Annotated in this window: 16 protein-coding genes and 1 pseudogene; 8 read left to right on the top strand and 9 right to left on the bottom strand. The window is 58.5% G+C overall.

From position 1 onward, the window contains the following. The first annotated feature begins 264 nt into the window (after window positions 1-264). The 5 genes from RH91_RS20930 (at window position 265) to RH91_RS20915 (ending at window position 1981) form a co-directional block, all read left to right on the top strand. On the top strand, window positions 265-897 hold the full coding sequence (locus RH91_RS20930; RefSeq protein ID WP_010165405.1) for a transferase: 633 nt from the start codon (window positions 265-267) through the stop codon (window positions 895-897). A gap of 32 nt (window positions 898-929) precedes the next feature. Beyond that, a complete protein-coding gene (locus RH91_RS20925; protein ID WP_010165404.1) occupies window positions 930-1253 on the top strand; it encodes a conjugal transfer protein TraD in 324 nt (107 codons plus the stop codon). Between the two features lie 19 nt (window positions 1254-1272). Beyond that, window positions 1273-1497: a conjugal transfer protein TraD gene (locus RH91_RS20920; protein WP_010165403.1), complete on the top strand. Its 225-nt coding sequence runs from the start codon at window positions 1273-1275 to the stop codon at window positions 1495-1497. After that, window positions 1494-1628: a hypothetical protein gene (locus RH91_RS23525; RefSeq protein WP_269724699.1), complete on the top strand. Its 135-nt coding sequence runs from the start codon at window positions 1494-1496 to the stop codon at window positions 1626-1628. The genes RH91_RS20920 and RH91_RS23525 overlap by 4 nt, the downstream gene beginning before the upstream one ends. A gap of 122 nt (window positions 1629-1750) precedes the next feature. Next, complete coding sequence (locus tag RH91_RS20915) at window positions 1751-1981, top strand: hypothetical protein (RefSeq protein ID WP_029624172.1); 231 nt, start codon at window positions 1751-1753, stop codon at window positions 1979-1981. Between the two features lie 13 nt (window positions 1982-1994). Here the strand turns inward: RH91_RS20915 and RH91_RS20910 are convergent, their stop codons facing one another. Then, entirely contained in the window at window positions 1995-2492 is a 498-nt protein-coding gene (locus RH91_RS20910; protein ID WP_010165401.1) for a MucR family transcriptional regulator, read from the bottom strand. Then, window positions 2489-2764 carry an HU family DNA-binding protein gene (locus tag RH91_RS20905; RefSeq protein WP_010165400.1) on the bottom strand — a complete coding sequence of 92 codons (276 nt, stop codon included), beginning with the start codon at window positions 2762-2764 and terminating at the stop codon, window positions 2489-2491. Before RH91_RS20905 ends, RH91_RS20910 begins: the two co-directional genes overlap by 4 nt. A 611-nt stretch (window positions 2765-3375) precedes the next feature. On the opposite strand from RH91_RS20905, the gene RH91_RS20900 reads away from it, so the two are divergent. Both RH91_RS20900 and RH91_RS22730 read left to right on the top strand, forming a co-directional pair. Beyond that, the gene (locus RH91_RS20900; RefSeq protein WP_081469617.1) at window positions 3376-4752 is read left to right on the top strand and encodes a type IV secretory system conjugative DNA transfer family protein; all 1377 of its coding nucleotides are present in this window, start codon (window positions 3376-3378) and stop codon (window positions 4750-4752) included. Continuing rightward, window positions 4749-4907 (top strand): hypothetical protein, encoded by a 159-nt coding sequence (locus RH91_RS22730; RefSeq protein ID WP_157137086.1) that lies wholly within the window; start codon window positions 4749-4751, stop codon window positions 4905-4907. The genes RH91_RS20900 and RH91_RS22730 overlap by 4 nt, the downstream gene beginning before the upstream one ends. A 1029-nt stretch (window positions 4908-5936) precedes the next feature. On the opposite strand, the gene RH91_RS20890 is transcribed toward RH91_RS22730, so the two are convergent. The 7 genes and pseudogenes from RH91_RS20890 to RH91_RS20865 form a co-directional block, all read right to left on the bottom strand. Further along, on the bottom strand, window positions 5937-6887 hold the full coding sequence (locus tag RH91_RS20890) for a replication initiator protein A (protein ID WP_010165394.1): 951 nt from the start codon (window positions 6885-6887) through the stop codon (window positions 5937-5939). After that, window positions 6884-7216 (bottom strand): hypothetical protein, encoded by a 333-nt coding sequence (locus RH91_RS20885; RefSeq protein WP_010165393.1) that lies wholly within the window; start codon window positions 7214-7216, stop codon window positions 6884-6886. The genes RH91_RS20890 and RH91_RS20885 overlap by 4 nt, the downstream gene beginning before the upstream one ends. Then, the gene (locus RH91_RS20880) at window positions 7216-7869 is read right to left on the bottom strand and encodes a ParA family protein (RefSeq protein WP_010165392.1); all 654 of its coding nucleotides are present in this window, start codon (window positions 7867-7869) and stop codon (window positions 7216-7218) included. The genes RH91_RS20885 and RH91_RS20880 overlap by 1 nt, the downstream gene beginning before the upstream one ends. 234 nt (window positions 7870-8103) lie before the next feature. Then, entirely contained in the window at window positions 8104-9501 is a 1398-nt protein-coding gene (locus RH91_RS20875; RefSeq protein WP_029624171.1) for a methyl-accepting chemotaxis protein, read from the bottom strand. Between the two features lie 148 nt (window positions 9502-9649). Next, window positions 9650-9730: pseudogene (locus RH91_RS22010) on the bottom strand (integrase core domain-containing protein); the annotation flags it as partial. Window positions 9731-9913: 183 nt separating this feature from the next. Further along, complete coding sequence (locus RH91_RS20870) at window positions 9914-10537, bottom strand: histidine phosphatase family protein (RefSeq protein ID WP_010165390.1); 624 nt, start codon at window positions 10535-10537, stop codon at window positions 9914-9916. Further along, the gene (locus RH91_RS20865) at window positions 10534-11151 is read right to left on the bottom strand and encodes a recombinase family protein (protein ID WP_051116755.1); all 618 of its coding nucleotides are present in this window, start codon (window positions 11149-11151) and stop codon (window positions 10534-10536) included. Before RH91_RS20865 ends, RH91_RS20870 begins: the two co-directional genes overlap by 4 nt. Window positions 11152-11505: 354 nt before the next feature. Between RH91_RS20865 and RH91_RS22005 the strand changes: the two genes are divergently transcribed. Then, window positions 11506-11910, top strand: coding sequence for a MucR family transcriptional regulator (locus tag RH91_RS22005; protein ID WP_010165388.1), 405 nt, complete (start codon window positions 11506-11508; stop codon window positions 11908-11910). Window positions 11911-11958 lie beyond the last annotated feature (48 nt).

The following is an 11958-nucleotide window of genomic DNA, read 5'->3' as shown; positions in this document are numbered from 1 at the left end:
CAACAGCGCTGGAGCCGGACGAACGACCGATCACCTTTGCGGAGAAATGGTAGATCGCCATGACGAGCGTGCTTCTACCTTTCTTAGCGCAGATCGGCAACGATCTATAAGCGCGCACTCACAATCCGCTTCGCTCCTCGTGACTGACTTGGTGCTGTTCCACTCGTTACCGCTTTACCCCGATGCTGAGTGCGATAGGATGCTTGTTACCGGAGCATAGGGTAGCTGGCCGATGTATCAGATGGCGGCAAGGGGATCAGCAAGATGAGCGACCAGATCCAGATCGGCGATTATATCGCAGCCATCGCTACCTCGCCGCTTGCAGCGTTCGCCAATCTTGCACCCTGGGAAATTACCAGCCGGTCACATGAGATTGTCGCCGTACTCTTGGACGATCTTGATGCTGGCTATCGTATTTCCGACAATGTCGCTGTACATAAAACCGCCAGCATAGAAAGAGGCGTCGTACTGAAAGGCCCCACGGTCATCGGACCCTACTGCTTCATTGCGAGCGGCGCTTATGTTCGCGACGGCTGTTGGCTCGGGGAGCGTTGTACGTTGGGCCCGGGCACTGAACTCAAATCCTCGTTCTTGTTTTCGGGGACTAAGCTGGCGCACTTTAATTTCGTCGGTGACAGTGTGCTGGGGGCGGGCGTCAATCTGGAAGCTGGGGCTATCATCGCCAATTTCCGGAATGAGCGCGATAATCACGCCATCGTTATTGTGCTCGACGGTATGCGAATTCGAACAGGGGTCGAGAAGTTCGGAGCACTAGTCGGCGACGGCGTGCGCATCGGCGCGAACGCAGTTGTCGCACCCGGCGCGCTGCTTAAGCCTAGGACGACGGTGCCGCGTTTGGGTCTGGTGGACATGGGATCACATATGGGGGCAATCTGATGCTGCCGCGGCGCGTTGGTACTGGAGGAAATATGCGTAAGGTTCGCGATTACGATGCCGAGCTGAAGGCACTGAACGACAAGGCACGCTCGCTCAAAGCCAAGCGGGTCGAGCAGCTTGGCCAGCTTGTTGCCGCAACCGGCGCCGATGCGCTCGATGCCGAGACACTTGCTGGCGTTCTGCTCGACGCGATTGCCTCTAAAGATCTTGCGGCAAAGGAGGGGTGGCGATCGAAAGGCGCTGCTTTCTTTCAGCGGCGCGGGCGCAAAAGTGGCGGCGATGCTGCGATCGACGGATCGGGCGTTCCGGCTGAACCAGGCGGCGACGTTGCGGGCGGAAGCGGCCGGACGGCGTAGCGATACCCGGACCTGGGTCGTGCAACGCCGAGAACGAACACGCCACCTGATCGAGCTGGGCGGCCTTGTACAGAAAGCCGGGCTGGTCGAGCTGACCGACGACGATCGCGCCACAATCTACGGTGCGCTACTCGATCTTGCCGGACGCGCGCGGGGCAACAATGCAATCGACATCCTTGCACTGTGGAAGCGACGCGGAAAACGTGCGTTTGACGCGGAAAACGACGGGAGCGAAGCGCAATGAGCGATATCGCTATCGAGGCGATCCGGGCAAAAGTCTGCGCGATAGATTTCGTGCGCGGCACACCAGCGGAGATTGCTCTGTGCAGCGATGACATTGCGGGATCGCGCGCCAATCTCCTGTCGACGACATGATCCCGACGCCAATCGAACATTGGAAACTATGCCCATGCCTGCGCCCAGGCAGTTTGCCGACCATGAAAGCCGCCATCGTCACGTCATGAAAACGGCGTAGACACGGCCAGGAGGATCAGCCGATGCGCTCGATAAATCCCTTGTTCGACAATGCGGTGATCGATTGCGTAGCGACTGATCGGCAGCCGAGCGTCCAGGAACTGTTTCGTGTCGCGCAGCGCATCTGGTCGGATGGCGCTGCCGACCGTTCGGCCTTCCGCTGGAGTTGTCTTGCACCTACCGATACCAAAAAGCTGCTCGCCCTGCGCGCCGCCCAGATTGCTTTGTCCGGGTCAGTCGCGCGGAACGAGTAATCGCAATGTCGGCTTATTCGGTGATCGACGGCAACTTCAATTTGCGCTGGTGCGGCGGACCCGGCTCTTGCGCCGTCGCTTGTTGTCCAGGCTTCCGGCCCAGCCCAATTTTTTTCGCCAGGGCGCGCCGCGTTTCCGAATAACTCTCGGCCACGATCGGGTAATCGGCCCTGAGGTTGTACCGGTCTCGATATTGCTCGGGTGTAAGCCCATGTGTGCTCAGATGGCGCCGCAGCATCTTATACGGCTTGCCATCGATTAAGGAGATGATGTGATCCTTCGACGCCAAGGATTTACGCACCGTTACCGCAGGCGTGAACTGCTCGGGCGCAGCCTCCACAGCCGACATGTTTGGTTGGTCGATCAACCCAGCGACGCTGTCGTGCATCCGGCTGAGAAATACCGGTACGTCCTCAGCCGCGGCGCGTGTGTTGGGATTGCTTAGCCACGCGATCGTCAGCTCTGCTGCGAGTTCGATCGCATTGGGGCTGGTCGCTGTTTCGGTCGTCATGAGGAAATCTTGTCCTTAAGCGTCTTTGCCGGTGTGAACACTACCTTGGTCGACGCAGCAATCTCCATCGCCTCGCCGGTCCGGGGATTGCGACCAGCCCGGGCGGCTTTGGCCTTTCTGGAGAACTTGCCGAACCCGTGCAGCGACACGTCCTCGCCCCGCGCGACCGCATCACCGATATCGCCGAACACGCGGTCGATTAGCGCTCGAGCCTTGGCGGCACTCAGATCGCTTCCCTCGGCAATGCCTTTCACAAGATCGTCCAGCTTCATCAAAGATCTCCCCGTAAAGATGTACCGGGATAATCGTTCCCGGCTCGGGCGCAACAGTTCATCCCCTTTTCCAGGCAATACGAGGAAGATGCAGCGGGTCCGGCGATGCGGTTAAGACGTTGATGGAAAAACGATATCGGCTATCGATCGTCAGAAACTGGCGCCGGCCTTGCAAGGAAAAGGGCCGGTTCCCTCGTGATCGACAAACTCTGAACCGCGCCGGCTTTTCCCACCAGAAACCCGATCCCGAAATCGGTGCGCGCTCGGTCCCCACCGACCATCTTTTCTTGCGGGTTCAATCATCTTGCGTGAACGGATCGATATTGTGCGTTCGCCGCACCGATTGTGGTTTGCTTCTTACCGAACGTGCGCTCGCTGTGTCGGTCCGTCTTATGCAATGTAAGAAGGAAGCTACCACTTATTGCAATTCCGGGTGATCATCATTGCGAGCCGCTATACTTACACCGATCGTATCCGGCTGCTCTACACTGGCAAGGCCCCGTTTGGATCGCAGGAGCCGCTCAGGCGGCTGTAGCTGCCCCTGTGGGGCCGACAGGCCCTCGGATGGTCCAGACACTCATGGTAGCGCCTATTGGGGCTTCACGGCCCAAATGCGAGCGCTGCGGCACCTCCCCGCGGCCAACACTTCCTCCCCTTCTGGCTTTGCTCTCGGCCGGGCGACAGATCGGCTGCCTGGCGACAACTGTTTCCGCCAGAACGGCCATGTCATCACGTTCGCACCCACTGGCTCGGGGAAGGGCACGGGGCTCGTAATTCCGACCCTGCTCGAATACCCCGGCTCTGCGCTGGTGCTGGACGTGAAAGGCGAGAACTACGCCGTCACTGCTCGCGCGCGTCGCGCCATGGGTCAGGCGGTCTGGCTGCTCGATCCCTACGGGGTAACGAGCGATCGTGCCCATGGCTTCAACTGGCTCGATCGCATCGATCTCGAAAGTGAGGATTGCCTGGCCCAGGCGATGACGATCGCGGATGCTTGCGTGATCCCGGCCGACAAGGGCGGCGACGATCATTGGGACGATACCGCCCGTGACCTGATCCGGGGCGTTGTGCTGCACGTCGCCGGCGTGGACGCAGATAAGCGGAACATGGGCGAGGTTCGCCGGCTGCTAGCCTCCGGTGCCGAGGAGCTGGACGATACGCTTGCCGCGATGATGGTCAGCGATGCCGCGTTCGGGATCGTCGCGCGCGCCGCCAACACCTTCTCCGGCATGGCCGATCGCGAGCGCGGTTCGGTGCTGTCGAGCGCCAGACGCCACACCGCCTTCCTTGATGATCCTCGCATCGCTCGCACGCTGGCGCGCTCGGACTTTGCCCTGCGCGATCTCAAGCACACACCGATGACGGTCTACGTCGTGCTGCCGGCCGACAAGCTGCGGGGCGGCAATGCCCGGTTCGTGCGCGAGCTGGTCAACGACGCGCTCGCCGGGGTTATGGCGGACACGGTGACACCGTTCCACAAGGTCGCCTTCCTGCTCGACGAGTTCGCCCAGCTCGGACGCATGACCGCGATTGAGGATGCGATCAGCCTGGTGCGCGGGTTCGGGGTGGCGCTGTGGCTGTTCCTCCAGGACATGGACCAGCTCAAAATCTACCCGAAAAAGGGCAGCCTCCTCGCAAACGCCACCAGTCAGTTTTTCAACACCAATGATCTGGAAACGGCGAAGTACGTTTCCGACATGCTCGGCAAGGCGACGATCGAGTACGAGACGGCCAACCGTGGCAAGAGTGGCGGCACCAATCTTGGCACCGGCAGTCATAGCATGAACCGGGGCAGCTCCACCGGGGCCAGCCAGCAATTTGCCGGGCGCGAGCTGCTGACGCCGGATGAGGTCATGCGCGAGCAGCGCGCGATCGTGTTCGTGGCAGGCGAACCGGCTTGGTTGTTGGATCGGATCGATTACCGCACCGACGCCGAATATCGCGGACGCTTCGACCCCAATCCCTATCACGTTGGGCCACGGGCATGATCTGGATCGTTCTGGTCGCGATCGTCGTCGGCCTGATCCTCGGCCGGCTGATGGGTTTTATGGCCGTCGAGTTCGTGGCTCGGCCCTTCGCCATTCTGCTCGGTTGGGCCGTGGGGTTGTTCACGGCCATCGCCGTTTGGGGGCGACGGCTGTGAATAGGCCCTCCACGGAAGGCTTCGACGCCATCATCATGTGCGATCCTCGCTCGCTCATGATGATCGGGTGGGCCGATCGGTCGGCCGAGTGGGTCCGCCCTCCCCTTCCGGTCCTCGTTCCCGATGTTATTTTCCGGGAAGCGTCAGACGGCGAGCGACTGGGCAGCAATCTCCTGTCGCCCGTTATGGTCCGCGAATGGGCGCGAGCCTACGCAGACGATATCAGGATCGTACCCACCGCCGCCGGGACCGTCATCGACACGATTCAGAGCCATGATTCCGGAAAGCTTACCCGTGTCGAGGCGGCGGGCTGGGAGGTAATTTACGATTATATTGGAGAGGTATACCGCCGACGCGCGATCACCTCCTATTCAACGCCCGGCCTGCGTTCTCCATGGTCCGATATCTGGTGCGAGCCTTGGCAGCTATCCGCTTTCATGCCTCTATTCATCGGTTCGAGAATGTTTTCCGGCCCAAGCCGATCACACCATTTTCCGAGGTGAGAACTACCGGCACGCTAATGGTGAGTTTCGGAGTAGGCGTTCAGCAAACCATTAGACCGGTCTAACGGCACAGACACACACACCTATCAGATCGTCTTGGCTTTTTCGGAGGCCTGCGGCCGACAGGCCGTCTTGGTGACGGCATTAGCCGGCACGCAACCAAGGCACATTGGCCTACCGGCCAATTCCGCATGTGCCTATGCGTTAAAAGATTCTATTAAATATGAACTGTTAAGAAGGTTAAGTCCGAAAAACAGGGTGAAAAAGCTTGGTTTGCTATAGCTTTAAGAATTTTCCCGGTGGGTGAAACCCCGTGATTCGGTGGGTGAAACCCCGATAGCGCAGTGGGTGATCCCCCGAAGCAATGGTGGGTGAAACCCCGACCGCAAACCTTGTCGCAGCCCCAGTTATCCACAGATTGGAGACAACAGGGCTATGTCGAAAGGTCTTGAGTCACTGTTCGAGCTATCAGCTTAGTGGGTGAAACCCCGATAGCTTAGGAACCGGTGGGTGATACCCCGATAGGTCAGCGCCGCGCGAGGAGGTCCATACGGGCATCGACTTCCTCGGTTCGCCGACGATCGACGTCGAAACGGGTCCGACGCTGCTCCTCAACTCTCATCTTCTCGGCAAACGCTAGTGCCTCAGCCTCACCGCGCAGCTTGAACAGCACGGCCGGACTTTTGTCAGTCGTCTCGGTCAACTCCATCGCATACTCGGGAAGCTGGTCGGCCTCGATCACCCGCCGAAGCATTCGATTAAACTCTTTGGGCTGTGCGTCGCTACCGGTTTTGTCACGCAACACCTCAACTCGGCAAAGCCATCCACCGCGCTGCGTCCCGGCGTGTTTACGCGCTATGCGATACAGCGCCCGTTCCAGTCCGCCGGACAAGAGAAAATAGTCGGGATGCATTGTGAGAAGCGATTTCTCGTTCACGATGCCGTCGTAAACCCAGTCCGATAGAGTGAGCGTCATACCACGAGGCTGCTCCGTGTCGGCGTCGGTATCGAAGGTCCAGCTATCAAGCCAATTGAAGCCGGCTTTCTGCCGGCGTGTCGTCGCGCGGATCGAGGTCGTAATGGATGTTGTCTGGAGGCGGAGAAGTGCCGCTTGAAGCTCCTGATAGTCCCGGCCGCCAGTGCCGCGCTTGATCGCACGCAACAGGTCATAGGGCGTGGTTGTCAACGTGCGGGACAGATCATTCACGCCCTGCTGCTTCATGCGATTCAATGTCGATGCTGCCCATATCAGGATATCAGCGTCCCAGATCGTCGCCATCCCATAATCAGGGATCGCCTGTACACGCACCCATGCCTCACCATCGGGGCTTCGGTACTCAATCGGCTTCAAGCGCTTACGTTTCTGGAGGGAGAAGAACGGACGCTCCATCACCTCCCGCTGATCTTTTAGCGGAAGATCGCCAAGCGCCGGGATGAAAAGATCGAACTCGCGATTGGGGTCGCGCCGCTTGCTCATGGGGCAAACCTAGCGTGTCCCCGCTTGACCAAATACTGACGCAGCAACCGTTCCGTAATCACGGTCAAGGGCTCCCCGCCCTCTTCCACGCTGAGTTGCCGCAGCGTGCGATGCATGTCTTCGGGAATATGGATCAGGACCGGCTTCTTGCCCGGATGACTGCTCCGGCCGGCGGGCGCAGCCTTAGCATTGGTTTTGCTGACAGTAGCCCGCTTTGCCGGCACGTCAGGCTCGACCAGAGGAATGGCAGCCGGCGTGGTTGCCGGTGCCGGCGCGGCTTCGGGTTCATCATCAAAGATGCCGGCGAGCGCAGAAACCTTCTTCGCCATCAAGCCACCTCGCTTACTTGCTTAGTCGTATAGCCGCTTAGTCGCTTAGCTTCTTCGTAAGCTGATCGCAACTCGGCTGCCGCCTTGCTGTCCGGCTCTGTCTCCGCAGCTGTTTTTCCAAGAGGCGTAGCTTTGTAGAAGTCCTTGCGGAAATGAAGGCGGCTGTCGAACATCGTCACGCCCTTGGCCGAGAAGCCAGCATGGGCCTCCTGCCCCTCCCCGCCCTGATGCGGAACCTGCGTCAGAATCACGGCAAACGGCGTACCGGCCTGCTGTACCTGCTTGATGGTTTGCAGAACCGAATGAACGTCCAGCCCGCGCGGCGCGACAGGTATGACAACAAAGTCGGCCTGCTCGGCCGCAAGCATGGCTATGTCCTTCGAGTTTGCGGGCGTGTCGATGATTATGAGATCGATCTTGCTGCTGGCCCGCCCGCGCGAGATATGGAGGGGCAAGCCGGCGACGCTGCTGTCCTTCACCATCACATCATCAGACTCGCGCCGCTCCGACCAATAGAGGGCTGATCCCTGACGATCGTCGGCATCAAGAATGACGACGGACGCTCCTTGCCGTGCCGCCTCGACGGCGAATCCGGTTGAGAGAGTGGTCTTAGACTGCCCACCTTTTTGCGCGATCACTGCCCAGACCTGCATATTCGCTCCTACTAAGCTTATAAGCTGCTTATATCGCTTAGTCGCTTAGCATTCAACCGAGCCAGTTTTCTAGCTTAGTCGCTTAGTGGCTTAACATTTTTTACGCGATGTGAGTGAGTGAAATCAGCGGCAGGAATCGCCCAAACCCGGACGTTCATACTCGGAGATGGCCCGCGCATTGCGGACATTGAGCGTTTCCATGCCGTATGCAATTGCGCTCCATTGGGACTGCGACTAATCGCAAGCATAGGAGCATTCAAAGTCTCCCCAACGCCGACCGCGAATAACGATTGGGATGGCGACATTGCGTGCAATTCCATAATTTCCGTTGCCTGCAGCGCGGCGATAAACATACAAAAAGAAAGGAGCATTGCTCGCCTTAGCGGCGCGATCGATATCATCGAACAAAATCCGACCGTGGCGGCACCACCTGTCATCGTGGTCGTACTCGCCAGTCGGCTCCCGGTTATACTCGGATGTACAGGTCGGAAGATAACCGTTCACATCCGTGCACGCCGCCGAGAGGATCGCTGGCGAGCTTGCAACAAACCGTTCTAACTCCGGTGCCCAAAAGCGATCGGCGAACGCGTTCAATTTTGACGTAAATCGCTCTGGCGCCGATTTTGCGATCGGAAGGTAATTATGATCAAACAGCATAGCTATATCAAGCGTACCGGATTCAAGCGCATTCTCGGCGATAGCAACAAAGTTGTCTCGTTCACGGATGGCCAAATCGATGTAGGCGTGATCATGGGTAAGTGCGCCAGCCTGGACTGCGTCGTTGAAAACGCAATTAGCCGTAACCTCCATTTTTAATACTTTTGCACGGGTGTTGTCGATGCAGACGGCGTGCTGTTTTGCCGCTACGGAATATCCGCTCAGGCGCTCTGTCACGTCATTCACGCTCGTATGGATATCGGCAGTATGACCGGCAACGTCGGAGGCCTGTTCCTGAACGCGTTGAACAAGATCTCTCGCTTCGGCCATTGCTTCGAAAACGATTTTAAATTGGTCCTCTGCATGCTTGCCGCTTTGGACGCCCTCTACGATGCTGGAAACGAACTGACTTGCCTCTACAGTCAATTCCTCAACCGTACGCGTGATGGTCTGTGTCGCTGCGCTGGTATCATAAGACAGGCGCTTCACCTCGGCAGCAACCACAGCGAAACCGCGCCCTGCATCGCCTGCCCGAGCCGCCTCAATGTTCGCATTCAAAGCAAGCATTTTGGTCGTCTTAGCGATATCTTCGATCGCCTCTACAACGTTGCCAACCTTTTCGATGGCGTCGTTAAACCGAACCATTCGAGAGCCAAGCATCGTGATGAGGGCAGTCAGCTTGCCAAATTCGGTAATCGACAACGTAATGGTATCGTGGCTTTCTAAAATTCGGTGAAGCGTTGACTCGGATAAAGATCGCGTAAGATCGGTTGCGTGGGATATGGCTGTCTGGCGGCTCTGAAGCTCGGAGATGACGGTGTTGAGATCGTCCAGTGCAGTGAGCTGCGTAGCGATACTAGCTGTTACGCTCAGCATTTCTCCAGCAGCGTCGGTGCATTCGATCGCGAGATGTCCAATTTCTCGAGCGTTCGTATCGAGCTGTTCCTGGTTCGAGATTTTCAGGTCTTGTCCCATCGGAAGAAAACTAGACGGGCACGGTTAATAATCGATGAGGATGCAGCATGGCGTGACCCCCGTCTTTCATGCACCGGGAACCAGAGACCAGCCGTTGTTGTCGCGCAGGAGCGCGGTCAAAGCACGGGCGGGTTTAAACCCGCCCGTGCTTTTCGAGTTCGGCAGCGAACTCCGCCGGGGTGGCGTAGCCGAGCGAAGAGTGCGGCCGCTCGGTATTATAGTCATCGACTTAGCGTGCGAGGATCGAGCGCGCCTGGCGGTAGGATACCCGCGCAGGAGCACTGTCACTGCAAAGATAGCCGTTTTAGGCTACGGCAGCGTTCGCTCTTGGCCGAACCAAAAGCCGCCGGACCGCTACCCACCACATTGCGACGTCCGGGCTTATTCGCTTAGTCGTACATTCGCTTAGTTCTTATACGGAAGTCCTTGCATGGCGGTGTTGCCAGCGAGCATCCAACCACTCGAACTCCACCAGCTCGGCATTTCCAATCGCAGGAGGCTCGCCTTTGCGCCAGAAACGGAGCATCTTGCCCCGATCGTCCAGCTCAGTTTCTGTCACCACCGCGCGCACCGCCTGGATGAATTGCCCGTGGCTGAAAACATAGACCGGGCTTGGTGAGGGCAGGGCGGCAAGCCGCCCCAACGCAGCCTCGGCGTGGCGTAGCAGCGCGCCAAAACTCTCCGCGTCGTCGCCATCGCAATAGGCCGGGTCGGCCTGGCCCCAATACCGTACCAGATGCGGTGCCCGATCGGCCGCCAACGTGCCGTTCCAGCGGGAGGGTTGGAGATAGGTGAACTCCTCGATCGGCCACTCCTCAACAGGTACGTTGGGAAAACGCTCGATCGTCGGGGCCGCTGTCTGCTGGGTCCGCAGGAACGGCGACGTCACGATCAGCGATGGTGTTTCAATCCAGTCCGTCGCGACCTGACGTGCTTGGTTCCAACCCTTCCCGGTCAGCTCGATCGTCGCCAGATCATAACATGGTATGCCGGCGTTGCCGGTGCTCTGGCCGTGCCGGATGAATGTGGCTCTCATGCCTTCCCTTCCTTGGCCGCAAGCTCCCTCAGCCCCTTGTAGAGGGTGGTTCGGCTTACCTCGTAGCGTTCGGCCACGGCCGTCACCGTCGCGTCCGGATCGGTGAGCAACAGCCGTGCTTCGCGGAGCTGCTTGAGGGTAAGGGCAGGGGGCCGGCCGCCCGATCGCCCGCGAGCGCGCCCGGCCGCCAAGCCGGCACGGGTACGTTCGCTGATAAGGTGGCGCTCGAAGTCGGCGAGGCTGGCGAAGATATTGAACACCAGCTTGCCGGACGCCGTGGTGGTATCGATAGCTTCGGTGATGCTCTCGAAAGCAACGCCTCGCGTTGCCAGCTCGTTCACGTTCGCGATCAGGTCAGGAAGCGATCGGCCGAGCCGGTCGAGCCGCCACACGACCAGCGTGTCCCCGGCGCGCAGCGCTTTCATGGCATTTAACAGCTCGGGTCGGTCGGCCTGCTTGCCGGATGCATGTTCCGAATAGATCGGATCGCACCCCTTCGCGCGCAGCACATCGAGCTGGGGTGCAAGGTCCTGGTCGGCCGTGGACACGCGCGCATATCCAATCCTGCGGGTGCCAGCATGGTCGGGGAGGGGGGATGACGTCACGTTCAACATTCAATCCGTACAGCACGTTTTCTACACGTAGTTTCTCGCACGGGTTGTTGAACATTTCAACGCCAGAAACGACTAGGTTTTAGATTTAGATATCAGTGCTAATTGGCACGGTCATAGCAGCGATAAATGTCACGTCGGAGAGCATCGTAGGGTTCTCGCAAGGGATGCTGTTTTAAAATTTAATTGGGCAGGCCCTTATGCCTTCAAAACTTTGCTCCGGCAGTCGACAATCAAAATTCCAGGCTACCTACGACGCACCCTTGGACATACCGGCTGACCTCTTGAAATGTGATATAGAGGATAGACATCAAAAGTGCTGTTGCTATTTGCGCCGTTTCCCGTCGGAGTTAACAAATGCCCGAGAACAATCTAATTGCTCTGACTGCGGATATCGTGTCTGCGCATGTCAGCAACAACGTCACGGCTACGGCTGATCTGCCGGGTCTTATCAAGAGTGTTTTTTCAGCGCTTACCGCGACTGCTAGTTCGGTCGCGCCGTTGGCACCAAAGCAAGAGCCGGCAGTCCCGGTTCGCTCCTCCATCAAGCCAGATTACCTAGTGTGCCTGGAAGATGGCGCGAAGCTGAAGCTTTTAAAGCGTTATCTGCGCACGAATTTCGGGATGTCTCCCGACGAATATCGTACAAAGTGGAATCTTCCGAAGGACTACCCCATGGTAGCACCGGCCTACGCCGAAATTCGGCGCGCACTAGCCTATTCCATCGGGCTCGGGCGCAAAAAGACACCGCGCCCCAGCTGAGCATTGCGACTTTAACGAGCATTTCTTAAGCAAAACGGGGACCAGTTA

Source organism: Sphingomonas sp. PAMC 26617 (assembly GCF_000242835.1).
Lineage (GTDB): Bacteria > Pseudomonadota > Alphaproteobacteria > Sphingomonadales > Sphingomonadaceae > Sphingomonas.
This window is presented reverse-complemented; position numbering and strand designations above follow the sequence as displayed.